Origin of the sequence: Roseobacter sp. HKCC-CH-9208 (genome assembly GCF_037805125.1) — a bacterium.
Classification (GTDB): domain Bacteria; phylum Pseudomonadota; class Alphaproteobacteria; order Rhodobacterales; family Rhodobacteraceae; genus M30B80.
Genome location: NZ_JBBLYK010000001.1, coordinates 743272 through 768841 on the forward strand (window position 1 = coordinate 743272; position 25570 = coordinate 768841).

The following is a 25570-nucleotide window of genomic DNA, read 5'->3' on the forward strand; positions in this document are numbered from 1 at the left end:
TGCCCTGTCGCGCATCATTCAAGCACCCCTTGGCGCAAAGAAATAGCCTGTCGCCTTTCGCGTTTTGAGGGGCGTCCATGTCCCTCCGATTGGGGCTTTTCTGGAACAGTTTCTTTGATCTCGCTCAAATCGGCGTAACAGGCCTGCGCCTCCGAGGCGGGGCCGCGGCGGTCGGGCAAGGATATAACCCGCACCACGCGCACAGTCTGGCCTTGAGCGAAGGTCAGAACATCCCCCGCGCCGATGGCAGTTGCGGGTTTGGTAACCCGCGCGCTGTTCACCCGCACCGCCCCCTCCTCAACAATACGGGTGGCGAGGCTGCGGGTTTTGAAGAACCGCGCGTGCCACAACCATTTATCAATCCGCAAGGTCGGGCGGGGTTGGGTCAACCTTTCTCCTTCAGACCCATCAAGGCCTGCGCAAATGGGTTATCGGGATCAATGCGATCTTTTTTCTCGGGCTTGGCACTGAAACTGCGCGCTGCTTCGGGCTTGCCGCCCTGACCCTTCCCATTGGGCCCACGCTGCGGCTTGCCACTTTTGCGCGGAGGCCGTCCTGATCCATCCGTTTCACCCGCACCTTCGCGGCGCGGGTTTGGTTTACGATCCCGCCGTGGTGGCGCCCATTTGAAGTTATAGAAAACTTCCATTTCTGGGGCATCGGGTGCAGCAGCATCTGCCACCTGTGGCACTTCGGCGGTTGGCTGAGGGGTGGTTTCACCGGGTTCAGCATCCGTGGCGGTATCAGGTGCTGCGATCTCGGCGGGGGCAACAACCACGGCCTTAACCTTCACCCGTTCGCCCCTCTCAGCGCGATAGCCAAGACCTGTCATCAAATCCGCGAATTGCTCCAGCGTGAGGCCCGTGATGGACAGCATATCTGCATTGCCCTCGAACCCTGCGCGGCTGTCTTCCTTGCGCAGCATATCCGCGAGACGTTCAAGCATATCAATACGGATGGCACGCGTGCCAGCGGGACGGTAGCCTGACATTGTGAAATACCCCTCTTGCGCTTCTGCGTCATTGGGGATTGTCACCAGCCCCGGAGGGGGGCTTTCGGGGAATTGATCCAACTTGCCCGCCAACGACCATAGAACCAAACGCAACCGTGTCGGCGCAGGCTTTAGCAAGGCAGGCATGAATACTGTGAACTGACCAAAGCGCACCCCATGTTTGCGCAAGAGCGCGCGTGCCTCTTGATCAAGGGCTTTGACGTCTTCTGCGACATCGCTGCGCGGCAAGATGCCCATGGCCTCAGACAGGCGGAAGGCAAAACCGCGCGCAAGCCCCGTGATGCCCTCATCTTTTTGCATCGCCAACATGGGCTCAAACAGGGCTGCAATTTTGCGATCAATAAAATGCTGCAAGCGCCGCTGCACTTTCTGGATAACCTCGGGGCCAGCATCCTCGTCAACAAAGGCCTCAGCCAAGGGGCGTGTTGCGTCACTGCCAAGAGTGAGTTTGCCAACCGCAGATTGGCCCCACATCAGCCCACCTTGCTCGGTGAAGTCAAATTCCGTGTCGGGCGCATTATACAGACGATCTGCGCGCAGATGCAGCTCGGGCTTGAGGGCAGCCACGGCGGCTTGGCGCAAGGTTTTCGCCTCATCAGGGGTGGCAGCACTATCTTGGCGGAAGCGGAACCCGTCCAAACGACCAATGAATTGGCCCTCTACGGTGACTTCCCCGTTTTCATTCACTTCGGCCACAAGGCTCTCCTTCTGTTTCAATCGCCGCATCAAAACCGATGTGCGCCGATCGACAAATCTTTGGGTCAGTCGCTCATGGAGCGCATCTGACAAGCGGTCTTCTACCGCACGGGTTTCCTCGCGCCAATACGCGACATCATCCACCCAAGCAGCACGTTGTGCGACAAATGTCCATGTGCGGATATAAGCCAAGCGTTTCGATAATGTGTCAATGTCGCCATCTTGCCGATCAATCCGCTTCACCTGCCGCGCAAGCCAATCATCAGGCACGCGGCCCAATTCATGCAAATATTGAAAGATACCCGCCAAGAGGCTGCTATGCTCGGCGGGGCTGATCCCCCGAAAATCAGGGATACAGCATACATCCCACAAAAGCCGCACATCTTGGGCATCTCTGATCCGATGGGTCACATCGGCCCGTTCCGAAAGCGTCCGCAGCGCGATAACATCATCGGCTGCACGCGCCCGCGTCAGCCATTCATTGTCGGTTTGCGCCTCCAAAGACATCAAAAGACGCGAAATTGATCCAAATGACAGGCGACTGTTGCGCCATTGCAATTTACGGATGGGGGCAAAACGATGCTCGGTGATGGCTTTGGCCACTTCATCATCTAATGGGCTTGCCTCGCCCGTGACACCAAATGTGCCTGGCAATGTATGACGGCCCGCACGGCCCGCGATCTGGCCCAATTCATTCGGAGCCAAATCGCGCATCTTGCGGCCATCAAATTTGCGCAAACCTGAAAAGGCCACGTGTTTGATATCCAGATTAAGCCCCATGCCAATGGCATCGGTTGCCACCAGAAATTCAACATCGCCGTTTTGATACAAATCGACCTGTGCATTGCGCGTGCGCGGGCTAAGCGCACCCATCACAACCGCAGCACCGCCCTTTTGGCGGCGCAAAAGCTCGGCAATGGCATAGACGTTTTCAACCGAAAACCCGACAATGGCCGAGCGCGGCGGCATGCGCGACAGTTTCTTTGAACCAGTATAGGTCAGTTCCGAAAAGCGTTCTCGGCTCAGGAATTGCGCCTTCGGCACAAGCGCGGCGATTGCGCCCCGCATTGTATCTGCGCCCAGAAACAACGTCTCATGCAGGCCCCGCGCACGAAGCAAGCGGTCGGTAAAAACATGGCCCCGCTCTGGATCAGCACAAAGTTGGATTTCATCCACAGCCAAAAAATCGCATGCGTGATTTGTGGGCATCGCCTCGACTGTGCAGACCCAATATTGCACGCGGTCAGGGATTATGCGCTCCTCACCCGTGATCAGCGCGACCACGGAAGGGCCGCGTATGGCCACGATGCGATCATAGACTTCGCGCGCCAAGAGGCGCAAAGGCAGGCCAATCACGCCCGTGCGATGCGCCAACATCCTCTCGATGGCGTAATGGGTTTTGCCCGTATTGGTGGGGCCTAATACGGCAGCGATCCGCCCTTGGCCCATCAATGTGCCCGTCATGCCGCCCATCTTGCCCGTTTTAGGCAGAGCCCTGCCCGCCTCCTGCCTAGAGGCTGATTCCTTCAAGCTGGCGCTCCAGCCGCTCCACTGTCTGTTCTAGGTCGGGGCGATGCGGATGTATAGCGCGCGCGGCACGAAAAGCGTCCAAAGCATGGGAATAGGCCTCGACCTGCTCCATAATCATGCCCAAGCCCGTGAGCGCCCCAAAATGATTGGGGTTCAGGGCCAAAGTGCGCGCGATATCATCAAGGCTTGGGCCATAATCCCCCATTTCATAAAATAGGGTCGCGCGCGCGTTCCAGCCTTCCGCAAATTCAGGCGCATGATCGGTCAAGGCCGTCAAATGGGTCAATGCAGCGGAATAATCCCCCCGTGCCATGGCCTGCCTGCCACGGCGCAGCAACAAATCCATCGCGGGAGAGCCCGAGCGCGACCAAAGGTTCAGGATTTCGGCTTCGACCCGTTCCCAATCGGGCAAAACGGGGCTTTGCAACTCACTTAACAGGGAAGCGAGCCTTGCATCGGATGCAGCCTCCTCACTTGGTGCAACAGGGGCAGATTGGGCGAGGGCAGCACCGCAGAGGGCCGTATTTATTGAAAATACCGCGATCAGGATGTTGAAGCTGATCCGAAATAGCCACATCATAGGTGAGAAGTTAGCAGCCAATCACGCGACATCCAGTCCTGATTTTCAAAATCCTTGCGGTGAGGCCGCGTTATGAAAGAGAAATCCCAATGTCCGATTTGATTGCCGCAGCCGTGGATGCAATCGCCAAAAAACTGGTCAAACCTTACGATGGCGCGGCAAAATTCGTGATCGAGGGGGCAGGTTGCGTGATTATCCAAGGCGCAGACGTGCGCCCCAGTGACGAGGCTGAACCTGCCGATGTGACTATGCGTGCAACATCAGAGGTGTTCCAAGACATCCTCGCAGGGCGATTAAACCCCGCCATGGCATTTATGTCGGGCAAACTTAAACTTGAGGGCGATATGAGTGCCGCCATGCGCCTTGGTGGGGTTCTGGCGTGATCCCTCCCCCGTTTTACGGCTCAGATCGGCCCAAGGATATACGTTGGATCACCGCCGCAGACGGCAAACGCCTACGGGCGGGCCATTGGCCGAAGGGGCAAAAGGGAACAATTCTTTTGTTCACGGGGCGCACCGAATTCCTTGAGAAATACACGGATGCGGCCCAAACTTTTGCCGCGCTTGGATGGGGGATGGCCTCGCTTGATTGGCGGGGTCAAGGCCTTTCGGAGCGGCTGCTAGAAGATCCACAAATCGGTCATGTGGGTGATTTTTCCGAATATCAACGCGATGTGGATGCGTTTCTTGCCTATTGCGCGCGTTGCGATTTGCCCAAGCCATGGGTCATGTTCGCCCATTCGATGGGGGGCGCTATCGGCCTGCGCGCCCTTCACAACGGGTTTCGCCCCGCGGCTGCGGTGTTCTCTGCGCCAATGTGGGACATTCAACTGCGCCACGTCTTGCGGATCTTGGCAAAGCTTGCCTATTTCATCGCCAAGCCGATTGGCCTTGCCGCGCGCTACGCGCCCACACAAGGCCCACATGAGCCGATGGTATTTGAAGGCAATCCCCTCACCCATGATCAGGCGCGTCTCGATTGGATGAAGGAACAAGCTAAGGCAGACCCGCTGCTGACCCTTGGGGGGGCCTCCATTTCATGGGTCTATCATGCCTTGACCGAGTGTCAGGCCCTTGCCGCACTGCCCGCGCCAAAAGGTGTTCCGACCCTTGGCTATGTCGGCACGGATGAGCGCGTGGTCTCGCGCGAAAGAATTGCAGATATCATGGCGACATGGCCTGATGGTCAATTTCTTGACATTGAAGGCGCCGCGCATGAGGTGTTGATGGAAACTGATCCCCTGCGCGATCAAGCCTTGCGCGCCATAGCCCAGATTTTGGGGCGCGTTGCCCCTTAGGGGCGATGCGGGGCAATCTGCCCTTGGGATAACACCACCACCCGATCCATGCGCGCGGCCAAGGCGTGGTTATGGGTGGCCACAAGTGCGGCCATGTTGGAGGCGCGCACCAGATCAAGCAGCATATCAAACACCATATCCGCCGTATCAGGATCAAGATTACCCGTTGGCTCATCCGCCAAAAGCATCCGTGGTGCATTAGCCAAAGCACGGCAAATTGCCACGCGTTGCTGCTCGCCTCCCGACATTTGGGCGGGGCGATGCTGCGCCCTTTGCGAGAGGCCAACACGATCAAGCAAGGCGGCGGCGCGTGCCCGCGCGGCCCCCTCACCATGGCCAAGGGCCAATTGTGGCAGCACGATATTCTCAAGCGCGCTGAATTCAGGCAAGAGATGGTGAAATTGATACACAAACCCCAGATCGCGGCACCGCGCGGCACTGCGCGCCGCATCAGTCGCGCGCGCCATGGCCTGACCGCAGAGATCAACCTGCCCCGCGTCAGGCGTGTCAAGCAGGCCCGCGATATGCAAAAGCGTGGATTTACCAGCACCTGACGGCGCAATGAGCCCAACAATCTCGCCTGCATGAATGCGCAGATCCGCACCCGACAAAACACGCGTTTCATTGGGACGACCAAGGTTATAGGACTTTTCCACCTTCTCAAGGCGCAGCACAGGCTGATCACTCATAGCGCAGCGCCTCCACAGGGTTCATTCGTGCGGCACGGCGCGCAGGGAAAATCGTCACCAAAAATGACAACCCAAGCGACAGGGACATGGCGGAAAGAATATCGCCCATCTCCAATCGGGCAGGCAATTGCGACAGATATCGAACCGAAGGATCCCAGACCCCGCCCCCTGCCATCCAATTCACAGCAGCAAAAATGGGATCAATATAAATCGCGAAGGCCGACCCAAGGGCCACGCCACATAGCGTTCCCGCCACCCCTACAGAGGCCCCACAAATGAAAAAGACGCGCAAAATCGCCCCTTGCGTAAGGCCAACTGTTCGCAAAATCCCAATATCGCGCCCCTTGTTTTTAACCAACATGATAAGGCCAGAAACAATATTGAGCGTGGCAATCATCACGAGGATCGACAAGATGATGAACATCACATTGTCCTCCATTTGCAACGCTTGCAAAAAGGCGCCAGAACTGTCTTCCCAAGTCCACGCTGTTGCCATGGGCCCCGCTGCACCCAGCACAGGGGTCACGGCCGCATTTGCTTGTTCGGGGTCGTCCAGCATCACATCGATGCGATCAACCAGACCTTCGCGGTTAAAATAGGGCTGTGCTTGATCAAGTGGCATATAGACCCGCACGCGGTCGATGTCGAAACGGCCCACTTGGAAAATATACACCACTTCAGCATTCACAATCCGCGGGCTTGTGCCAAAAGCGGTGCGCGCCCCATCGGGCGAAATCAGGCGGATTTGATCCCCAACCACCACCCCTAATTCCAGCGCCACGCCCGAGCCGATGGCGACACCTTGATCAAATTGATCCAGATCGCCCCATGCGCGTTCTGGGTCCGCGACAAGGGGCAGACTGCGCAAATCTGCGCCTGTGATCCCCACAACCTCAACGCCCGCATTGCGGCCAAAAGCGGCGGCCATCACCTGCCCCGTGACCACGGGGGCCACATGGGCCACGCCATCTAGCGCTGCAATTGCCGAAGCAATATCTGTGTAATACGAAATCTCGCGGCTCATCGCGCCTGTTGCGCTGTAATTGGGCGCACCATAGACCGAAATATGCGGGTTCGCGCCCAAAATCGTGCCAACAAATTCGTATCGAAACCCCGCCCGCACCGAGAGGGTCGCAATCAGCGCCGCCACGGCCAAAGTGATGCCAAGAAAGCTGATCCATGTCATCGCGGACACGCCCCCCTCAGCACGGCGGGCGCGCAGATAGCGCAAGGCGATCATAAATTCAAACCGCGCAAACGGGCGCGGGGAACGAGGGGCGGGGTGGGCGGTGGCAGCGGTGGTCATGACCACTCCTTCGCAGGGCTTCCTTGCCCTGATTTAGGCCTTCTTGAGGCGCTCTACAACTTGGCGCGCGTTTTCGTCAGGCGGAAACACGGGATAGATCACATCTTCGATCACCCCATCGCGACAGATCAGGGTCAGGCGCTTCAACAATACCTCCCCCGCGACCTCAAAACTGGGTAGCCGCAGCGCATCACGCAGTGCAAGCCCCTGATCCGATAGCATCGCATAGGGCAAATGCAGACGCAGAACCGCCTCAGCCTGATAGGCGCTGTCTTGAGTTGAAAGGCCAAAAAGATGATCGACCCCAAGCGCGCGCAAATCTGCGTGAAGATCACGAAACGCGCAAGATTGCGGGGTGCAGCCCCGCGCGCCGGGTATGTCATTCCACCCGTCTGGCAGCGCGACATCAGGCCGTCCCGTGCGCGGATAGGCAAAGATCACGCTCCGCCCCTGAAGCGCCGCCAAAGAGACGACCACCCCATCAGTGGCAGGCAAAAATACATCAGGCAAGGTCATACCGCGCAAGTGATCTGCCGCGCCATCATCAACAGGCGCAGGGATGGTTGACCAATCAATCTCAAGCCCGTGCTTGGCAGATGCAGACATGGCCGCGCTCCTCAGTTCTGGATATGCCCGAAATGCGGGGCGTAAATCTCGACCAAGCGCGCAATCGCATCTTCTGGCTTCATCTCAACGCTTTTGCCCGTGCGCCGCGAGGTCAATTCAACCACACCATTGGCAAGGCCACGCGGGCCAACAGTGATGCGCCATGGCAGGCCGATCAAGTCCATCGTGGCGAATTTGCCCCCTGCCCGCTCGGTGCGATCATCATAAAGCGGCTCTAGACCCTTGGCACTGAGGGTGTTGTAAATCTCGTCACAGGCTGCATCCGCGGCAGCATCACCCTGCTTGAGATTGACAATCCCGCAATGGAACGGGGTTACGCCTTCGGGCCAGATGATGCCATTATCATCATGGTTGGCTTCAATAATCGCACCCAAAAGACGGCTCACCCCGATGCCATGGCTGCCCATATGGACGGGCACACGACTGCCATCACGATCTGAGACAACAGCCCCCATTGCCTCTGAATATTTTGTCCCAAAATAGAAAATCTGGCCCACCTCAATCCCGCGCGCCACGCGCTGACGCGCTTCGGGCACTTGCGCGAAAATCTCGGCATCATGTGTTTCATCTGTCCGCGCATAGCGGCTTGTGAATTCCTCCAGCACACTTTGGCACTGGTCGACATTGTCGTAATCAATATCCCGATCACCAAAGCGCAGATCCGTGATTTCGCTGTCATAGAACACCTCAGACTCGCCCGTCTCGGCCAGAACAAGGAATTCATGGGTGTAATCGCCGCCAATTGGGCCGCCATCAGCGCGCATCGGGATTGCTTGCAGCCCCATACGTTCATAGCTGCGCAGGTAACTGACCAAATGGCGGTTATACGCGTGCAGCGCATCCTCTTTGGTCAGATCGAAATTATACCCGTCCTTCATCAAGAATTCGCGGCCCCGCATGACACCGAAACGCGGGCGGATTTCATCGCGGAACTTCCACTGGATATGATAGAGCGTCAGTGGCAAATCCTTGTAACTGCCGACATGGGCGCGGAAGATATCAGTGATCAATTCCTCATTGGTCGGGCCATAGAGCATATCGCGGCCATGGCGGTCGGTGATGCGCAGCATTTCTTGGCCGTAATCATCATAGCGTCCGCTCTCGCGCCAAAGATCGGCAGATTGCAAGGTGGGCATCAACATCGGAATATGGCCTGCGCGCACCTGCTCTTCATGCACGATCGTCTCGATCCGCTTGAGAACCTTATAACCCAAAGGAAGCCAGCTATAGATCCCCGCGCTGGCCTGTTTGATCATGCCTGCGCGCAGCATCAAGCGGTGGCTTGCAATCTGCGCCTCGGAGGGCGTTTCTTTCAGGACGGGCAGGAAATAGCGGGTCAGGCGCATAGCGATCCTCTTGGATTATGATGATGCGCCCTCTCAATCAGGCGCAATACGTTTGACAAAACCGCTTAGGCCATCATCCGCGATGCGGCAAGGGGCCTGTGGCCAAGATGCTAATGTGTGCTGTTGGAAAAAAGCTGCACCACCACGATGCCGCCCACGATCATGCCAATCCCAATGATGCCCGCAAGGTCAAGTTTTTGCCCATAAACCCACAGTCCCACCAGTGCGATTGCGGCAATCCCGGCCCCTGACCAAATCGCATAGGCCACGGCCAAATCAAAAACGCGCAAGGCCTGTGAAAGCATGACAAAGGCCAAGCCGTAACTGATCACAACCACCATAGATGGCAAAACCCGTGTGAACCCATCAGAGGCCTTGAGCGCGCTTGTTCCCGCAACTTCAGCGCATATCGCGATGGTAAGATAGATCCAATGCATGGGGTAAGCTGCCTTCTACCCGAGAGAGGGTTAGTCAAAGAAGGGCATCGGATCGATGGCTTCGAACCCGCGCCGCACCTCAAAATGTAAGAAGGACGGCGAACCAGGCCCAACCTCGGCAATGGTTTGACCGCGGCTGACGCGATCCCCGCGCGAGACGGTGATGTCGCGGATATTGGCATAAACGGTCAGCAACCCATCAGCATGACGCAAAACCAAGATCGGCACTTGATCCGTATCTTGGGTAATCGCCGCCACTTCGCCCGCCTCGGCGGCACGCACGGGCGTGCCAACTGCCGAGGCGATATCAACCCCCTCATTGCTGGCCGAGAAGACACGGATGATATTGCCCGATACGGGGCGTAACAAAGCCCCCCCTGCATCTGCCACTGCGGGCGCGGCTGCTTGCGGCTGTGCAGCAGGTGCAGGCGCAGGTGCGCTGCTTTGGGTCGCGGGGCGCGGCGCAGGCGCAGTGCTGCTTGCAGGTGCGGCCGCGCTTGGTTGCGCGGGCAGCGTTTCACTTGTGATGGGGGCTGGCAAAGCTTGGCTTGCAGAAGGCGGTGGGGGTGGGGTCGAGGCACCAGGCACCGCCCCATCGGCAATGTTGCCCGTGGCGGTTTCTAGGGCCAATGGGATGATGAGATATTGCCCCTCACGCACCTCAAGATCGGGGCCAAGCCCGTTCCAATCCGACAAGGCGCGCACAGAGACATTGTAAAGACGCGCAATGGAATAGGCCGTTTCTCCGCGTGTCACGCGGTGGCGCACAGGCTCTTGACCAGATTGCACGGCGGGCGATTGCGGGCTGCGTGTCTCAGCCGCATCAATGGCCGAGCTTGCAATCTGCGTGATGTCACGCCCCGCACCGCCACTGCCCACACGCGCATCGCGCGGCAAGGCCAAAATCTCGTTCAGGCGCAGCGGATCATCCGCTGTGCGGCCATTGAATCGCGCCAAGCTGTCCGCATCAATACCGATGCGCGATGCCACGCTGCGCACTGTGTCACCAGACCGCGCGACAGCAAGCTGATAATTGGGATAGGTGATTAAACCTTGCGCATCAGGTTCAGGCCGTGGAGCTGTGGCGCTGACATCCGTGTTGGAAATTGCGTTTCCACGGAAATCAAAATCCAAATCGCTGACCTCACCAACGCAGCCCGACAATAGCGCAGCGCTCAGCCCGAAGGCGAGAATATTGGTCACAGGCAAGTGGCGCGCCACCGAAAATTTGCGTTTCATCATCTGCTCTTTCAGCTTCTGGCCGCTCAGCCAGAGGGAGGGCATCGGTTTCACCGCTGCACGTTTTTTACGCTCAACTATATATATCAAAGATGCGGGTCGTTTCTACCCTTTGTCCCGCGTTATTGCGCGCTTTATGTCTCGGCCAAGCCTTCGACAAGCGGGACAAAGCGCACAGGCATCAATTCTTCGTAGTCAAACCCGTCCTCATGGCGCACAACCTTGATCAGGCTTTGCACCTGATCGGATTGCCCCACAGGCAGCACCATGATGCCGCCCACCTTCAGCTGCGCCAATAAGGGTGTCGGCGGATCTTCGGCCGCGGCCGTAACGAGGATACGATCAAACGGGGCTTGCTCCTCCATCCCAAAACACCCGTCTCCTGTCACAACAGTGACATTGGGAATACCAAGCGCCGTGATCACCTCTTGCGCGGCACGGGTCAGGTTGCGATGGCGGTCGATCGTATAGACGCGGCGCGCCAGATGCGACAGCACCGCAGCCTGATATCCAGACCCTGTGCCAATTTCCAAAACCTTATCACGTTCGCTCACCTCAAGGGCTTGGGTCATCAACCCGACCACGGAGGGTTGCGAGATGGTCTGACCCGAGGCAATCGGCAACGGCATATCTTCATAGGCCCGATCCGCGAAATGGCCGCGCACAAACATGCCGCGATCGACTTTTTCCATAGCTGCCAAAACACGCGTATTGCTGATCCCCTTGGAGCGCAAGGTGAAAAGAAACTGCATTTTGCGTTCGGCCAGATCGCTCATATTGGATCACTCAAGGCGCGATTTCAGATCTGACAGCGCATCATGGGCGGTCAAATCTGCGCGCATTGGCGTGATTGAGATATAACCTGCCAAATTGGCATGGGCATCCGTATTGGGCTGGGTCGGCACATCTTGCGCGCCGCCCTTGATCCACAAAAAGCGGCGCTGGTTGGGAGCGATCATAGCCTCGACTTTAAAGCTTGTTTCGCGGCGGAAGCCCTGCGCAACAACGCGGCGCCCTTTCACATCCGCTGCGGCAACGGGTGGGAAATTCACGTTATAAAACAGCCGATAGTCATTTTGATCCCAATGCGCCTGCTGCCACAATGCGCGCAAAAGATCTGCGCCATGCGCCTCGGCAGCCTCGAACGGGTTTTCAAGATGGGCATTTTGCGGCCCGAAATATTGCGACAAAGCGATTGCAGGCAAGCCCTGCAGAGCCGCCTCCATCGCACCGCCAATCGTGCCAGAGTAGAGCACGTTCTCAGCAGAATTATTGCCGCGATTGATGCCAGACAAAACCAAATCTGGCGGGCTGTCTTGAAGCACATCGTAAAGCCCCGCCAAAACGCAATCCGCAGGCGTGCCTTCAGCGGCAAATTTTTTAGGGCCAAGTTCAGCGATCATCGTAGGATGCACATAGGAGATGCAATGTGCGACACCTGACTGCTCAAAGGCAGGGGCAACCGTCCAAACTTCGCCATCAGGGCCTGCCAGATCAGTTGCGATTTTGTAAAGGCTGGCTAGACCCGGCGCGTTGATGCCATCATCATTGGTAATCAGAATTCGCATCAATCGCACTCCTTCACGGCTATCGTTCTGTGAGTGTTGTTAGCGAAGGGGGCGGCGCACGACAAGGGCAGAGCTGCGCTGTGAGGATCGTCTAACTGATCCGAAGCGCATGATTGCGCCGCGCCGTGTAGATCGCCGAAGCGGCGGCGCCAATAGCGCAAGCGAGCATCAAATAAATCAGCGGATAGGCCTGATCCGATTGAGACAGAATGACGCCCGAAAGCGCAGAAAGACTGGCCCCACCCGCCAACATAATCGAGCCACCAAGTCCCGAAGCCGTGCCCGCCAGGTCAGGTCTGATCGACATAATCCCAGATGTCGCATTCGGCAGCACCATCCCATTTCCAAGGCCGACAAAGGTTATTGAGCCAAAAAAGACCAGTGCGGTTTTATAGCCCAAGAAAAACAGCCCCAAGCCCGTGCTAAGACCTGCAACGGTGATCAGTGCGCCCCATAGGATCATGCGGTCAACGCCCACGCGCACGGAGAAGCGCCCCGATATAAAATTACCGAAGAAATAACCCAAAGCGGGCGCACCAAAAAACAGGCCAAGCAATGCAGGCTCTAGACCGAAGATGCGCGCCCCCACCAAGGGCGCACCGCCCAAATAGGCAAAAAAAGCGCCGGAGGCCAAAGTGCTCGATAAGCTATAGCCCCAAAAGCGGCGCGAAAGCAGCAAAGTGGGATATTGCGCGAATTGATCCCGCAACCGCCCTTCCCCCTTGCGCGCGGTCTCGCCCAAATCAGCCCATGCCAAGAGCAGGATTACGAGGCCTGCCCCGAATAAAAGCCAGAAATTGGCCTTCCATCCAAAGGCTTGCCCCAAAGCGCCGCCGATGACGGGGCCAACCATTGGAACAATCGCCATACCCATGGTGACATACCCGATCATTGAGGCTGCTTGATCCCGAGGGTAACGGTCACGCACCACAGCTCGGCCCAACACCAAACCCACAACAACGCTGGCTTGGATCATGCGAAACACCAAAAAGGTGATGACATCTGGCGCCCAAAGACACCCCAAACTGGCCAAGCAATAGATCGCCACCCCAACAAGCATCACAGGCCTGCGGCCATAGCGATCAGAGAGCGGACCAACCAAGAGTTGCAATGCTGCGTTCACCCCCAAATAAAGCGCCACAGAAAGCTGAACCACGCCGTATTCCGCCCCGAAATACTCGGCCATCTGCGGCAAAGACGGCAGAAATATATTCATCGACAACGCGCCCAAGCCCGTGAACACGATCAATGTAAAAATGGATGGGGCCGTGCTGCGGTCTAAGAACCGCTGCGGAGGGATGTTAGACATAGCTCATCGCTAAGCCTGTTTGACTAAACTGTCTAGTTCAAAATCCGCACATGGCGGCAACGCTTTGAATATTTGCAGATTTGCAAAATTATTAAAAGCAAAGCGAAGTAATTTGCAAATATGCCACAGAAGACTCGCCCGATCACATCAGATTGCGTAAGGTCAACGGAATTGTGGGACCGCCCCATGACGCGGCACGAAGGAGGATCACCTGATGAAGGATATTTTGCAACAGCTTGAGGATCGCCGCGCGGAGGCGCGTTTGGGAGGCGGGCAAAAGCGCATTGATGCCCAGCACAGCAAAGGCAAGCTGACCGCACGCGAACGGATCGAACTGTTGCTCGATGAAGGCTCCTTCGAAGAATATGATATGTTCATCACCCATCGCTGCACTGATTTTGGCATGGCCAAAAGCAAGCCACGCGGGGATGGTGTGATCACGGGATGGGGCACCATCAATGGCCGCTTGGTCTATGTGTTTAGCCAAGACTTTACCGTGCTTGGCGGTTCCGTATCGGAAACCCACGCGCAGAAAATCTGCAAAATTATGGATATGGCCATGCAAAATGGCGCGCCTGTGATCGGCATGAACGACTCAGGCGGTGCGCGCATCCAAGAAGGAGTTGCCTCCTTGGCCGCCTATGGCGAGATTTTCCAACGCAATATTGAGGCCTCAGGCGTTATTCCTCAGATCAGCCTGATCATGGGGCCATGTGCGGGCGGTGCGGTCTACAGCCCCGCGATGACTGATTTTATCTTCATGGTCAAAGACAGCTCTTACATGTTCGTCACAGGGCCAGATGTTGTGAAAACTGTGACCAACGAGGTCGTCACAGCCGAAGAATTGGGCGGCGCCTCGACACATACCAAGAAAAGCTCGGTCGCGGATGCCGCCTTTGAAGATGACGTTCAGGCCATCTCAGAAGTGCGCCGATTGATTGATTTCCTTCCGCTATCCAACCGCGAAAAACCCCCAGTCCGCCCCTTCTACGATACGCCTAATCGGATTGAAGAGAGCCTTGATACGCTCGTCCCCGACAACCCCAACACGCCCTATGATATGAAAGAGCTGATCGAAAAGGTCGCGGATGAGGGCGATTTTTACGAGATCCAAGAAAATTTCGCGAAGAACATTATCACGGGCTTTATCCGCCTTGAGGGGCAGACCGTGGGTGTCGTTGCCAATCAGCCGATGGTGCTGGCGGGTGTTCTTGATATCGACTCGAGCCGCAAAGCCGCCCGCTTCGTGCGCTTTTGTGACTGCTTCGAGATCCCGATCCTGACCTTGGTGGATGTTCCAGGCTTCCTGCCAGGCACGAAGCAGGAATATGACGGGGTGATCAAGCACGGCGCAAAGCTGCTCTTTGCCTATGGCGAAGCAACCGTGCCAAAAGTCACTGTCATCACCCGCAAGGCCTATGGGGGTGCTTATGTCGTGATGGCCTCGAAACACCTGCGCGCCGATGTGAATTACGCTTGGCCCACTTCAGAGGTGGCCGTTATGGGCGCGAAAGGTGCCACCGAGATCCTCTATCGTTCCGAGTTGGGCGATGCCGCAAAAATCGCGCAGCGCACCAAAGATTATGAGGATCGGTTCGCCAATCCTTTCGTGGCCGCAGAGCGTGGGTTCATTGACGAGGTGATCCAACCGCAATCCACCCGCAAGCGGGTTTGTAAAGCCTTTGCCATGCTTCGTAGCAAAAAGCGCAGCATGCCATGGAAGAAGCACGACAATATCCCGCTCTAGGACAGAACGGCCCATCACGGACATGAAAATCATGTTTAATTTATATTGGGAATTTCCTTTGACTGCGTATATGATGCGCGCAAGCCACGAGTTCATGGCCAAAGCGTTGCGCGAATTCGGAAGCGAATTTGCGCCTATAACAAAGTTGAGGAGAGCAAGATGTCAGCGAGCATCAAAATTATTCTGGTTGCGGCAGGTTTGGCCAGCCTTGCAGGCTGTGCACAACGGGCGCCTGTGCAAGACGAAGTTATCTATGTCGAGCCTGCGCCAATTATGCCAGAGCCTGTTTACAACAAATACCGCTGAACCGCGCTATAATCGGTTTGGGTTCACGATGGCCGCTCCTTACGAGGTGCGGCCATGATCAAACATCGCGGTTTCCCCTCGCGCCTTCCAGGCACCGATTATCACTTCACCATCCGCCGTGAAAGCCGTGAAGGGGCCACCCCCCTTAAACGCCGCGAGCGTTTTGCGGATCGCAAAGCCGCAGATCGCCGCGCAGATGCAGCCTTCATGGAGGCGTTGTGGCTCTATTTTGGCGAGGCCCCTTTCGAGCGGGGAAATCTCGATGCAGGTCGCCTGTCGTGGCTGTTCGGGCGCGAAATCATCGCCGCCGAAGACCCGTTTGATCCAGAAAGCTATGATGCGCTTTTGCGGATTGATGTGGCCCGCGCACAGGCCGCCTTCCCCGAAGCCTTTGACGGATCAGGCGTTTGGGAGGGGCGATCGGCATGAATCTGCCCATCTTCGACAGATTTCAGCGAATTGCCGCCGATGCCAAATCTGCGCCCGCTTCCCCGCTTGAAGCGCAGCAGCCACCTGCCCATATCATTGATCACGCAACGGATTTTATCTCCTATTCTAGCCGCTGCAGCGGGGCCCATACGGCCCCAAGATGTTCCATCTATTCCCCTTCGAAAGGGTCGGTGCGCCTCGCGCGTCGACCCTCTAGGATTGTATGGATAAACCATGTATTATTTGCGCATAGAGGCAGTCATCGGACAGGAGATCCAATATGCAAAAAACACTCAAACTCTTCGGCATCGTTCTTGTTGGCGCAGTGCTTTCGGCTTGCGTCTCCTCAGATATTGAGCGCGCGGGCGTTGGCGCCGCTGCGGGGGCTGGTGCAGCTGTTATCTTGGATGGCGACATTGCCACAGGCGCCATTGTCGGCGCAGCAGGTGGTGCGCTTTGTGACGATGTGGGGCTGTGCCGCCGCTAAACCAGCGCAAAACGTAAAAATTCAAATCGCCGCGTGTGGGGAACCGCCCCGCACGCGGCTTTTTGGTATGAGACAGACGGCCAGCTTGGCCCAAAAGGAAGGAACGTGAACCCATGTTCAAAAAAATTCTGATTGCCAACCGTGGCGAAATCGCCTGTCGCGTCATCAAAACCGCGCGCAAAATGGGCATCGCCACTGTGGCGATCTATTCCAATGCGGATCGCAACGCGCTGCATGTTCAAATGGCAGATGAGGCGGTGCATATCGGCCCCGCCCCCGCCAATGAAAGCTATATCGTCATCGATAAGGTGATGGCCGCCATCAAGGCAACGGGTGCCGAGGCCGTGCATCCCGGCTATGGGTTCTTGTCAGAAAATAAGAAATTCGCCGAAGCCCTCGAGGCCGCAGGCGTGGCCTTTATCGGACCACCCGCAGGCGCGATTGAGGCCATGGGGGATAAGATCACCTCAAAGAAACTCGCCCAAGAGGCAGGCGTCTCAACTGTTCCGGGCTATATGGGGCTGATTGAAGATGCTGAAGAAGCGGTCAAAATCAGCAATGAGATCGGCTATCCCGTGATGATCAAGGCCTCCGCGGGCGGCGGCGGCAAGGGGATGCGCATTGCATGGAATGATGACGAGGCACGCGAAGGGTTCCAATCCTCCAAGAACGAAGCGGCCAATTCCTTTGGGGATGACCGCATCTTTATCGAGAAATTCGTAACCCAGCCGCGCCATATCGAAATTCAGGTTCTCGCCGATGGTCACGGCAATTGCGTCTATTTAGGCGAGCGCGAATGTTCAATCCAACGCCGCAACCAAAAAGTGATCGAAGAAGCCCCCTCGCCCTTCTTGGATGAAGCCACCCGCAAATCCATGGGCGAACAGGCCGTGGCCTTGGCCCAAGCCGTGAATTATACAAGTGCGGGCACAGTGGAATTTATTGTCGATGGCAATCGCAATTTCTACTTTCTTGAGATGAACACCCGTTTGCAGGTGGAGCATCCTGTGACCGAGTTGATCACAGGCGTTGATCTGGTCGAGCAGATGATCCGTGTCGCCTATGGCGAGAAACTGCCTTTCGCGCAAAAGGATGTGACGCTGACAGGTTGGGCCATGGAAAGCCGCCTCTATGCAGAAGACCCGTATCGGAACTTCTTGCCTTCAATCGGCCGCCTGTCCCGCTATCGTCTCCCTGTCGAAGTGGCTGCGGGGCCGCTGTTGGAAAGTGGCAAATGGCAGGGCGATGCCCCCAAGGGCGATACGGCGACACGCAACGATACGGGCGTCTACGAAGGCGGCGAAATCAGCATGTATTACGACCCGATGATCGCCAAGCTGTGCACTTGGGCCCCAACGCGGGCAGAGTCCATTGAGGCCATGCGCCACGCCCTAGACGGGTTCGAGTTGGAGGGGATTGGCCACAACCTACCCTTCCTCTCAGCCGTGATGGATCATCCGAAATTCGTGGCAGGTGATATGACCACGGCCTTTATCGCCGAGGAATATCCCGAAGGCTTCGAAGGCGTGACCTTGCCTGAGGATCAAATGCGCCGTGTCGTGGCCGCCGCAACCGCAATGTATCGCGTCAGCGAAATCCGCCGCACCCGCGTCTCGGGTCGGATGGACAATCACGAGCGTGTGGTTGCCAATCATTGGGTTGCGCGCGTGGGTGAAACAGAATGGCCCGTGACCATTACGGCAGATCATGACGGGGCCACAATTCGCTTTGATGATGGTCAAGACATACGAGTGACATCTGATTGGCGGCCCGGAACGATGTTGGCAAAACTGACTGTCGATGGCAGCCCATTGACTGTGAAAGTGTCAAAAATTCCGCAGGGCTTCCGCGTGCGCACGCGGGGCGCGGATTTCAAACTGTTCATTCGCAGCCCGCGCCAAGCCGAGCTTGCGCGCCTTATGCCTGAAAAGCTGCCCCCAGATACTTCGCGCCTTCTGCTTTGCCCAATGCCAGGATTGATGGTGAAACTCAGCGTTGAGGAAGGCCAAGAAGTGCAAGAGGGTCAGGCCCTTTGCACGGTTGAGGCCATGAAGATGGAAAACATCCTGCGCACCGAGCGCAAGGGTGTTGTGGCCAAAATCAACGCCGCGGCAGGCGACAGCCTTGCGGTTGATGATGTGATCATGGAGTTCGAATAAATGACCCTTGCCGCCCAAAGCCTAGCGGTTGCGCAACTCGTCCTGACGCAGGGCGAAATTGTCAACCGCACGGGTCAGTTCGCGCACATCGCGCGGGCTGGGGCGGCGCAGGCCAACACGGCCATCTTTTTGCAAAATCACGACTGCAAAACCACGCGGGCGCAAGGTGCTGCGAATGTCACTTTGGCCATCGGGATCAGTGTCGATGATCACCACAACATCGCGCTCCAACAACGTGGCGGGGCGCGCCGAAAGCCGCGCCATTTGTTCCGCAAATCGCGGATCGGCCTCGGTGTCGGCGAAAACAATCAGCGGTCGCGCTGTCCACAGATAGTCATCCAGACTGACATCTTCGGCCCGCAAAATCGGCAACTCTCCCCCCTCATCGGCCCATATGCCATTGGGGGCAAATGCCATCCAGACTGCAATCGCGAAGGAAAGAACCCGTTTCATCACGCCTCCTGCTGATGAAAGACATATAGGGCCTAAGCTACGAAACCAAAGGCCGAAGCTACTAGAAACTGCGCCAAACAAGCATTTCCGCCACAAGGATTTGCGCCGCAGATGAAGGACAGAGGAAGACGGATATGACTGTGACCAAAAAAGACTGGCAAGAGCTCGCCTCGAAAGAATTGCGCGACAAGCCGCGTGAGAGTTTGAACAAGGAAACGCTTGAGGGGATCACTGTCCAACCGCTTTACACCCAAGAGGACATCCAAGACTTGCCCCATATGGGGAATTTACCCGGATTTGCACCCTTCACGCGGGGGGTAAAGGCCACGATGTATACGGGCCGCCCTTGGACGATCCGCCAATATGCGGGTTTCTCAACTGCCGAAGAGTCAAACGCCTTCTATCGCAAGAACCTTGCAGCGGGGCAGCAGGGCGTCTCGGTCGCCTTCGACCTCGCCACCCATCGCGGCTATGACAGCGACCACCCCCGTGTCGAGGGGGATGTCGGCAAAGCAGGCGTGGCCATCGACAGCGTTGAGGATATGAAAATCCTCTTTGATGGCATCCCGCTCGATCAAGTGTCGGTGTCGATGACGATGAATGGCGCCGTTATCCCCATCTTGGCCAATTTCATCGTAGCAGGCGAGGAGCAAGGCGTGTCCCGAGCCGCCCTGTCTGGCACGATCCAGAATGACATCCTCAAAGAATTCATGGTGCGTAACACCTATGTGTATCCACCAGAGCCTTCGATGCGGATAGTGGCGGATATCATCGAATATACCTCCAATGAGATGCCAAAGTTCAATTCGATCTCAATCTCGGGCTATCATATGCAAGAGGCAGGCGCCAATTTGGTGCAGGAATTGGCCTATACTTTGGCCGATGGCCGCGAATATGTGCGCGCTGCGATTGCGCGCGGCATGAATGTCGACAAATTCGCGGGCCGTCTCAGCTTTTTCTTTGCCATTGGCATGGATTTCTTCATGGAAATCGCCAAGCTGCGCGCCGCGCGCCTACTCTGGTCGCGGATCATGGACGAGTTTGACCCCAAAGATCCCCGCTCGAAAATGCTGCGCACCCATTGCCAGACTTCGGGCGTAAGCCTGCAAGAGCAAGACCCCTATAACAATGTGATCCGCACCGCCTATGAGGCCATGTCAGCGGTCTTGGGCGGGACGCAAAGCCTGCATACCAATGCGCTTGATGAGGCGATTGCGCTGCCCACCGAATTCTCGGCACGTATCGCGCGCAACACGCAATTGGTGCTGCAAGAAGAAACACGCGTGACCGATGTGGTCGACCCGTTGGCTGGGTCTTATTATGTCGAAAAGCTCACCCATGACCTCGCCGAAGCCGCTTGGAAACTGATTGAGGAAGTCGAAGACATGGGCGGCATGACCAAAGCGGTGGCCTCGGGTCTGCCGAAATTACGGATCGAGGAATCCGCCGCCAAACGCCAAGCCATGATTGATCGTGGCCAAGAGGTGATCGTGGGCGTCAACAAATATCGCAAAGAAAAAGAAGACCAGATCGACATTCTCGAAGTCGATAATGACAAGGTGCGCGCGTCACAAATCGCGCGGCTTGAGAATATCCGCGCCACCCGAGACGGGGCGGCGGTTGAGGCGGCCTTGGCCGAATTGACCCGCCGCGCAACAGAGGGTGGCAACCTTCTCGAAGCGGCCGTTGATGCGGCACGCGCAAGGGCCAGCGTAGGAGAGATCAGCATGGCGATGGAGAAAACATTCGGGCGTCACCGCGCCGAGGTCAAAACTCTCGCAGGGGTCTATGGCGCGGCCTATGAAGGCGATGCGGGCTTTGCACAAATTCAAAAAGATGTCGAAACTTTCGCAGAGGAAGAAGGCCGCCGCCCCCGCATGTTGGTGGTCAAAATGGGCCAAGATGGCCATGATCGCGGCGCCAAGGTGATCGCCACTGCCTTTGCTGATATAGGCTTTGATGTGGATGTCGGCCCCCTGTTCCAAACGCCCGATGAGGCGGCCCAAGATGCCATCGATAATGACGTCCATGTCGTGGGCATTTCCAGTCAGGCGGCAGGTCACAAGACCCTAGCACCCAAATTGATCGCCGCGCTCAAGGCGCAAGGTGCCGAGGAAATCATCGTCATTTGCGGCGGCGTGATCCCGCAGCAAGATTACGACTTCCTCAAGGCTGCAGGGGTCAAGGCAATCTTTGGGCCTGGCACAAACATCCCCGCCGCAGCTGCCGATATTCTGCACCTTATCCGCGAGGCACGGGGATAGTTTTGCAGCGCGCCTTTGGCAAAACCCCTTGAACCACAGGCAGCAATGCCGCAGATGTGAGGAAAGGAAAGTCTGGTTCAAAGGCGCGCGCAATCAATGGCATTGCCAATCAAACAACAAGCAGCGATTTGGGGTGGCATTATTGCCGTCTTTTTGGCGCTGTTATGGTTCTTAGGTGATGTCATTCTGCCCTTTTTGACAGGGGGGGCGATTGCCTATTTCCTTGATCCTCTCGCAGATCGGCTTGAGAAATGGGGCCTTGGTCGCGCGGCTGCTACAACCGTGATCTCCTTGGTTGCGCTTTTTGTGGTCGTGGCAAGTATTTTTGTGATCGTGCCGCTTTTGGTCGCGCAAGCCACGGCGTTAATCCAATCCGCACCGCAAATATTCAGCGAATTGCAGGCCTTTTTGACCCAACAGTTTCCGTCATTGATGGATGATGGATCGCCTTTGCGCCAATCCTTGGTCTCGGTCGGCCAGACCATTCAGGCGCGCGGGGGCGAATTGCTCAATACGGCTCTCACTTCAGCAATCAACGTCGTAAACGCGATCGTGTTTATGGTCGTTGTGCCCGTTGTCGCCTTTTACATGTTGCTCGACTGGGATCGTATGGTGGCGCGTATCGATGAATTGCTGCCCCGCGACCATCGCCCCGTGATCCGTCAAATCGCCGCTGATGTGGATCGCACTTTGGCGGGGTTCGTGCGGGGTCAAGGCACAGTGTGTCTGATCTTGGGCACATTTTATGCCATAGCGCTCATGGTGGTTGGTTTGCAATTCGGGCTTGTGGTCGGTTTGATTGCAGGGCTTTTGACCTTCATCCCCTATGTTGGCGCTTTAGTGGGGGGGCTTTTATCCATAGGGCTTGCCCTTTTCCAATTCTGGGGAGATTGGTGGAGCATCGCCGCCATCGCAATTATCTTTCAAGTTGGGCAGATGCTTGAGGGGAATGTATTGACCCCGAAACTGGTCGGATCCTCCGTTGGGCTGCATCCCGTTTGGCTGATCTTCGCGCTCTCGGCCTTTGGGGCGGTTTTTGGCTTTGTCGGGCTTCTGGTTGCTGTGCCCGTGGCCGCGGTGATCGGCGTTTTGGTGCGCTTTGCCATAACCCGCTATCAGGCAAGCCTGCTCTATCGCGGGCTTGAACCCCCGCAGGACGACTGACATGGCCAAACAGATGCAATTTGATCTGCCCTATCGCGCAGCTATGGGGCGGCAAGATTTCTTTCTTTCGCCCTGCAACGCGGTTGCGGTCGCGGGCATTGACGCATGGCACCATTGGCCCTTGTCAAAGATGATCTTAATCGGGCCTGAAGGCGCGGGAAAAACCCACCTCGCCCATGTGTTTGCAGCACAATCAGGGGCGCTGATCCAAAACGCAACGGGGCTGCAAGAGGCAGACATCCCAAAACTCATGCAAGCCTGTGCTTTGGTGATTGAAGATTGCGACCAAATCGCAGGCGATACTTCGCGTGAGGAAATGCTGTTTCACCTGCACAATGATGCAGCCACCCGTCAAGCGCCGCTCTTGCTCACCGCTCGTGACAAGCCAGAGGCGTGGGGCATTGCCCTGCCCGATCTTGATAGCCGCTTACGCCAGACCGATCTGCTGCGCCTTGAGACCCCAGATGATGCGGCCTTAATGGCGGTCACGATGAAACTGGCCCATGATCGCGGCATCAGCCTACCTGCATCAGTCCTGCATTACGCGCTGCCGCGCATTGAGCGCAGTTTCAAAGCCGTGATCGATTTTGTGATAGAACTTGATCAACAAGCCCTTTCTGAAGGAAAATCCCCAAGCCTTTCGCATGCCCGTGCAATCCTTGGGATGGAGGGGTGAGCCAATTTTGACTGTCATTGAATTGTGATAGAGAGCCAGTAAAGACGCAGGCATGACACATTTTACAGATTTCCTGAATGCCCCCATGCCTGATTCCGTTACCCTTCCTGAGCGGGAGATCACGGGGCCTAGCCGTTATTTCAACCGCGAATTGAGTTGGTTGGCCTTCAATTGGCGCGTTTTGGATGAGGCGGAAAATCCGCGTGTTCCCCTGCTTGAACGGGTGCGCTTTGTGTCAATCTCAGCAAGCAATTTAGACGAGTTCTACACTGTGCGCGTGGCAGGTTTGCGCGAATTGGCCCATAGTGGCAACACAACCCCATCTGACGATGGGCGCACCGCGATTGAACAGCTCAAGCTCATCAACGCGGATGCGCGCAAATTGATGACCTATCAACAACAGGTGTGGCGCAAGCTGAAATCCGAATTAGAGGTCGAAAAGATCACGGTCTGCACCCGCGCCAATCTCAAGGCGCGCGACAAGGCAGATCTTGAGGAGATTTTCATCCGCCGCGTCTTTCCAATCTTATCGCCCTTGGCGATTGACCCCGCGCATCCGTTTCCCTTCATCCCAAACGAGGGGTTTGCCCTCGCCCTCCAGATGAAGCGCAGCAAAGATGGGCGGATGTTATCGGCGCTGCTGCCAATCCCTGCGCAAATTGATCGCTTCATTCGACTGCCCGCCGCAGAAGGCCAAGCACGGTTCTTGCCCCTTGAAGAGCTGTTGCTGCTGCATCTTGGCAAATTATTTCCTGGCTATGAGTTGACGGGTTCCTGCACCTTCCGCGTCCTGCGCGACAGCGATTTGGAGGTTGAGGAAGAAGCCGAAGATTTGGTGCGAGAATTTGAAACCGCCCTCAAACGCCGCCGCCGTGGCGAAGTGGTGCGCCTTCAAATCAGCGCGGGCGCACCCGAAGATCTGCGCGATGAGATCATCGAGCAATTGGGCGTGGATGACACTGAGATTGTCGAAGTGCGCGGCATGATCGGCCTTGTGCATCTCAAGGAGCTGGTGATTGACGAGCGGCCCGATTTGCTATGGCCCGCCTTTGCCCCGCGCGTGCCAGAACGGGTGCAGGATTTTGAAGGCGATATGTTCGCCGCAATCCGCCAAAAAGATATGCTTTTGCATCACCCCTATGAAACCTTTGACATGGTGATCCGCTTCCTCGCGCAGGCGGCACGCGACCCGAATGTTGTCGCGATCAAACAGACGCTTTATCGCACCTCAAATGAAAGCCCGATTGTGGCGGCCCTGTGTGAAGCGGCGGAAAACGGCAAGTCAGTTACGGCCCTTGTGGAATTGAAAGCTCGTTTTGACGAGGCCGCCAATATTCGGCAGTCACGCAAACTCGAGCGCGCGGGCGCCCATGTAATCTATGGCTTCATCAACTATAAAACCCATGCCAAAATCAGCTCGGTTGTGCGCCGTGAGGGTGACCGATTGGTGACCTATACCCATTATGGAACAGGCAATTATCACCCGATCACGGCGCGGATTTACACTGACCTTAGCCTCTTTACCTGTGACGATTCTTTGGGGCGCGATGCGGTCAAAGTGTTTAATTATGTGGGCGGCTATGCCGAACCTGAGGGGCTGGAAAACCTCGCTATCTCGCCCATCAACCTAAAATCGCGCATCTTAGAAGAAATCGATGCCGAGATTGCCCATGCAAAAGCGGGTCGCCCTGCGATGATGTGGGCCAAGATGAACAGTCTCATCGACCCCGATGTGATTGACGCGCTCTATCGCGCATCTCAGGCAGGGGTGCGGATTGATCTGGTGCTGCGCGGCATTTGCGGCTTGCGTCCCAATATCAAAGGGCTGTCTGAAAATATCCGCGTCAAATCTATCGTGGGCCGCTTTCTCGAACATTCCCGTATCGTTTGCTTTGGAAATGGGGCGGGGCTGCCTTCGAAAAAGGCGCGGGTCTATATTTCTTCGGCTGACTGGATGGGCCGTAATCTCGGTCGCCGCGTAGAGACTTTGGTCGAGTGTAAAAACCCGACTGTAAAGGCGCAGATTGTCAGCCAAATTATGGCGGCGAATATGGCAGATGTCGCGCAATCTTGGATGTTGCAGCCCGATGGAAGCTTCCTACGCCCTGATCTGAGCGTGATTGACCAACCCTTCAATTGTCACCGCTTTTTTATGGAAAACCCATCCCTTTCAGGGCGGGGGTCTGCGGGGGCAAATGATGTGCCCGAATTGACCCATACAGAAGATTGACGCAAGACCACGCTTTGTG

24 protein-coding genes are annotated in these 25570 nt (G+C 56.6%); 11 read left to right on the top strand and 13 right to left on the bottom strand.

The annotated features are described in order from the left end of the window. Window positions 1–14 precede the first annotated feature (14 nt). From AAC621_RS03690 to AAC621_RS03700, 3 genes are read right to left on the bottom strand one after another with little or no spacing between them, the layout of a single operon-like run. Window positions 15–389 carry an RNA-binding S4 domain-containing protein gene (locus tag AAC621_RS03690; protein WP_340252350.1) on the bottom strand — a complete coding sequence of 125 codons (375 nt, stop codon included), beginning with the start codon at window positions 387–389 and terminating at the stop codon, window positions 15–17. Next, window positions 386–3172: a helicase-related protein gene (locus AAC621_RS03695; RefSeq protein WP_340252352.1), complete on the bottom strand. Its 2787-nt coding sequence runs from the start codon at window positions 3170–3172 to the stop codon at window positions 386–388. Before AAC621_RS03695 ends, AAC621_RS03690 begins: the two co-directional genes overlap by 4 nt. A gap of 46 nt (window positions 3173–3218) precedes the next feature. Next, entirely contained in the window at window positions 3219–3839 is a 621-nt protein-coding gene (locus AAC621_RS03700; protein WP_340252354.1) for a tetratricopeptide repeat protein, read from the bottom strand. A gap of 68 nt (window positions 3840–3907) precedes the next feature. On the opposite strand from AAC621_RS03700, the gene AAC621_RS03705 reads away from it, so the two are divergent. Then, a complete protein-coding gene (locus AAC621_RS03705; protein ID WP_340252356.1) occupies window positions 3908–4201 on the top strand; it encodes an SCP2 sterol-binding domain-containing protein in 294 nt (97 codons plus the stop codon). Beyond that, on the top strand, window positions 4198–5115 hold the full coding sequence (locus AAC621_RS03710) for an alpha/beta hydrolase (protein ID WP_340252358.1): 918 nt from the start codon (window positions 4198–4200) through the stop codon (window positions 5113–5115). Before AAC621_RS03705 ends, AAC621_RS03710 begins: the two co-directional genes overlap by 4 nt. Here the strand turns inward: AAC621_RS03710 and AAC621_RS03715 are convergent. From AAC621_RS03715 to AAC621_RS03755, 9 genes are all read right to left on the bottom strand, one after another. Next, complete coding sequence (locus AAC621_RS03715) at window positions 5112–5804, bottom strand: ABC transporter ATP-binding protein (RefSeq protein ID WP_340252360.1); 693 nt, start codon at window positions 5802–5804, stop codon at window positions 5112–5114. The two genes, AAC621_RS03710 and AAC621_RS03715, sit on opposite strands and share 4 nt — an antisense overlap. Further along, window positions 5797–7110 (bottom strand): lipoprotein-releasing ABC transporter permease subunit, encoded by a 1314-nt coding sequence (locus tag AAC621_RS03720; protein WP_340252362.1) that lies wholly within the window; start codon window positions 7108–7110, stop codon window positions 5797–5799. Before AAC621_RS03720 ends, AAC621_RS03715 begins: the two co-directional genes overlap by 8 nt. 33 nt (window positions 7111–7143) lie before the next feature. Continuing rightward, window positions 7144–7716 carry a peroxiredoxin gene (locus tag AAC621_RS03725; RefSeq protein ID WP_340252364.1) on the bottom strand — a complete coding sequence of 191 codons (573 nt, stop codon included), beginning with the start codon at window positions 7714–7716 and terminating at the stop codon, window positions 7144–7146. An 11-nt stretch (window positions 7717–7727) separates the two neighbouring features. Continuing rightward, window positions 7728–9083: a proline--tRNA ligase gene (gene proS, locus AAC621_RS03730; protein WP_340252366.1), complete on the bottom strand. Its 1356-nt coding sequence runs from the start codon at window positions 9081–9083 to the stop codon at window positions 7728–7730. Between the two features lie 110 nt (window positions 9084–9193). Then, window positions 9194–9520, bottom strand: coding sequence for a DMT family transporter (locus tag AAC621_RS03735; RefSeq protein ID WP_340252368.1), 327 nt, complete (start codon window positions 9518–9520; stop codon window positions 9194–9196). A 30-nt stretch (window positions 9521–9550) separates the two neighbouring features. Beyond that, entirely contained in the window at window positions 9551–10759 is a 1209-nt protein-coding gene (locus tag AAC621_RS03740; protein ID WP_340252370.1) for a peptidoglycan DD-metalloendopeptidase family protein, read from the bottom strand. 134 nt (window positions 10760–10893) lie between these two features. Continuing rightward, window positions 10894–11535, bottom strand: a complete 642-nt coding sequence (locus tag AAC621_RS03745; RefSeq protein WP_340252372.1) for a protein-L-isoaspartate(D-aspartate) O-methyltransferase — start codon at window positions 11533–11535, stop codon at window positions 10894–10896. Window positions 11536–11541: 6 nt separating this feature from the next. Continuing rightward, window positions 11542–12327 (bottom strand): 5'/3'-nucleotidase SurE, encoded by a 786-nt coding sequence (gene surE / locus AAC621_RS03750; RefSeq protein ID WP_340252374.1) that lies wholly within the window; start codon window positions 12325–12327, stop codon window positions 11542–11544. A gap of 91 nt (window positions 12328–12418) precedes the next feature. After that, complete coding sequence (locus tag AAC621_RS03755; protein ID WP_340252376.1) at window positions 12419–13636, bottom strand: multidrug effflux MFS transporter; 1218 nt, start codon at window positions 13634–13636, stop codon at window positions 12419–12421. Between the two features lie 214 nt (window positions 13637–13850). Here AAC621_RS03755 and AAC621_RS03760 point away from each other — a divergent pair, with 214 nt between their 5' ends. The 5 genes from AAC621_RS03760 (at window position 13851) to AAC621_RS03780 (ending at window position 18764) form a co-directional block, all read left to right on the top strand. Beyond that, a complete protein-coding gene (locus AAC621_RS03760; RefSeq protein ID WP_340252378.1) occupies window positions 13851–15383 on the top strand; it encodes an acyl-CoA carboxylase subunit beta in 1533 nt (510 codons plus the stop codon). A 159-nt stretch (window positions 15384–15542) separates the two neighbouring features. Further along, window positions 15543–15689, top strand: a complete 147-nt coding sequence (locus AAC621_RS03765; RefSeq protein WP_317656231.1) for a hypothetical protein — start codon at window positions 15543–15545, stop codon at window positions 15687–15689. A gap of 54 nt (window positions 15690–15743) precedes the next feature. Next, complete coding sequence (locus AAC621_RS03770) at window positions 15744–16118, top strand: hypothetical protein (RefSeq protein ID WP_340252380.1); 375 nt, start codon at window positions 15744–15746, stop codon at window positions 16116–16118. 280 nt (window positions 16119–16398) lie between these two features. Further along, window positions 16399–16605, top strand: a complete 207-nt coding sequence (locus AAC621_RS03775) for a hypothetical protein (protein WP_340252382.1) — start codon at window positions 16399–16401, stop codon at window positions 16603–16605. A gap of 113 nt (window positions 16606–16718) precedes the next feature. Then, on the top strand, window positions 16719–18764 hold the full coding sequence (locus AAC621_RS03780) for an acetyl/propionyl/methylcrotonyl-CoA carboxylase subunit alpha (RefSeq protein WP_340252384.1): 2046 nt from the start codon (window positions 16719–16721) through the stop codon (window positions 18762–18764). Between the two features lie 21 nt (window positions 18765–18785). Here AAC621_RS03780 and AAC621_RS03785 read toward each other — a convergent pair whose 3' ends face one another. After that, window positions 18786–19217 (bottom strand): DUF4174 domain-containing protein, encoded by a 432-nt coding sequence (locus AAC621_RS03785; RefSeq protein ID WP_340252386.1) that lies wholly within the window; start codon window positions 19215–19217, stop codon window positions 18786–18788. A 134-nt stretch (window positions 19218–19351) separates the two neighbouring features. Here AAC621_RS03785 and scpA point away from each other — a divergent pair, with 134 nt between their 5' ends. The 4 genes from scpA to AAC621_RS03805 all read left to right on the top strand — a co-directional run bounded on the left by scpA (window position 19352) and on the right by AAC621_RS03805 (window position 25551). Beyond that, window positions 19352–21481, top strand: coding sequence for a methylmalonyl-CoA mutase (gene scpA / locus AAC621_RS03790; RefSeq protein ID WP_340252388.1), 2130 nt, complete (start codon window positions 19352–19354; stop codon window positions 21479–21481). A 96-nt stretch (window positions 21482–21577) separates the two neighbouring features. Further along, window positions 21578–22645 carry an AI-2E family transporter gene (locus AAC621_RS03795; RefSeq protein WP_340252390.1) on the top strand — a complete coding sequence of 356 codons (1068 nt, stop codon included), beginning with the start codon at window positions 21578–21580 and terminating at the stop codon, window positions 22643–22645. Between the two features lies 1 nt (window position 22646). Then, on the top strand, window positions 22647–23321 hold the full coding sequence (locus AAC621_RS03800) for a DnaA ATPase domain-containing protein (protein WP_340252392.1): 675 nt from the start codon (window positions 22647–22649) through the stop codon (window positions 23319–23321). Window positions 23322–23373: 52 nt separating this feature from the next. Continuing rightward, window positions 23374–25551 (top strand): RNA degradosome polyphosphate kinase, encoded by a 2178-nt coding sequence (locus AAC621_RS03805; protein ID WP_340252394.1) that lies wholly within the window; start codon window positions 23374–23376, stop codon window positions 25549–25551. Window positions 25552–25570: the final 19 nt, after the last annotated feature.

What these genes read in the sequence shown, in the direction of transcription:
- scpA (WP_340252388.1), top strand. Translation starts at nt 19,352, where the DNA reads ATGACTGTGACCAAAAAAGACTGGCAAGAGCTCGCCTCGAAAGAATTG.
- AAC621_RS03795 (WP_340252390.1), top strand. Translation starts at nt 21,578, where the DNA reads ATGGCATTGCCAATCAAACAACAAGCAGCGATTTGGGGTGGCATTATT.
- AAC621_RS03745 (WP_340252372.1), bottom strand. Translation starts at nt 11,535, where the DNA reads ATGAGCGATCTGGCCGAACGCAAAATGCAGTTTCTTTTCACCTTGCGC.
- surE (WP_340252374.1), bottom strand. Translation starts at nt 12,327, where the DNA reads ATGCGAATTCTGATTACCAATGATGATGGCATCAACGCGCCGGGTCTA.
- AAC621_RS03770 (WP_340252380.1), top strand. Translation starts at nt 15,744, where the DNA reads ATGATCAAACATCGCGGTTTCCCCTCGCGCCTTCCAGGCACCGATTAT.
- proS (WP_340252366.1), bottom strand. Translation starts at nt 9,083, where the DNA reads ATGCGCCTGACCCGCTATTTCCTGCCCGTCCTGAAAGAAACGCCCTCC.
- AAC621_RS03735 (WP_340252368.1), bottom strand. Translation starts at nt 9,520, where the DNA reads ATGCATTGGATCTATCTTACCATCGCGATATGCGCTGAAGTTGCGGGA.
- AAC621_RS03785 (WP_340252386.1), bottom strand. Translation starts at nt 19,217, where the DNA reads ATGAAACGGGTTCTTTCCTTCGCGATTGCAGTCTGGATGGCATTTGCC.
- AAC621_RS03740 (WP_340252370.1), bottom strand. Translation starts at nt 10,759, where the DNA reads ATGAAACGCAAATTTTCGGTGGCGCGCCACTTGCCTGTGACCAATATT.
- AAC621_RS03780 (WP_340252384.1), top strand. Translation starts at nt 16,719, where the DNA reads ATGTTCAAAAAAATTCTGATTGCCAACCGTGGCGAAATCGCCTGTCGC.
- AAC621_RS03695 (WP_340252352.1), bottom strand. Translation starts at nt 3,172, where the DNA reads ATGACGGGCACATTGATGGGCCAAGGGCGGATCGCTGCCGTATTAGGC.
- AAC621_RS03720 (WP_340252362.1), bottom strand. Translation starts at nt 7,110, where the DNA reads ATGACCACCGCTGCCACCGCCCACCCCGCCCCTCGTTCCCCGCGCCCG.
- AAC621_RS03755 (WP_340252376.1), bottom strand. Translation starts at nt 13,636, where the DNA reads ATGTCTAACATCCCTCCGCAGCGGTTCTTAGACCGCAGCACGGCCCCA.
- AAC621_RS03705 (WP_340252356.1), top strand. Translation starts at nt 3,908, where the DNA reads ATGTCCGATTTGATTGCCGCAGCCGTGGATGCAATCGCCAAAAAACTG.
- AAC621_RS03765 (WP_317656231.1), top strand. Translation starts at nt 15,543, where the DNA reads ATGTCAGCGAGCATCAAAATTATTCTGGTTGCGGCAGGTTTGGCCAGC.
- AAC621_RS03725 (WP_340252364.1), bottom strand. Translation starts at nt 7,716, where the DNA reads ATGTCTGCATCTGCCAAGCACGGGCTTGAGATTGATTGGTCAACCATC.
- AAC621_RS03715 (WP_340252360.1), bottom strand. Translation starts at nt 5,804, where the DNA reads ATGAGTGATCAGCCTGTGCTGCGCCTTGAGAAGGTGGAAAAGTCCTAT.
- AAC621_RS03800 (WP_340252392.1), top strand. Translation starts at nt 22,647, where the DNA reads ATGGCCAAACAGATGCAATTTGATCTGCCCTATCGCGCAGCTATGGGG.
- AAC621_RS03775 (WP_340252382.1), top strand. Translation starts at nt 16,399, where the DNA reads ATGCAAAAAACACTCAAACTCTTCGGCATCGTTCTTGTTGGCGCAGTG.
- AAC621_RS03805 (WP_340252394.1), top strand. Translation starts at nt 23,374, where the DNA reads ATGACACATTTTACAGATTTCCTGAATGCCCCCATGCCTGATTCCGTT.
- AAC621_RS03760 (WP_340252378.1), top strand. Translation starts at nt 13,851, where the DNA reads ATGAAGGATATTTTGCAACAGCTTGAGGATCGCCGCGCGGAGGCGCGT.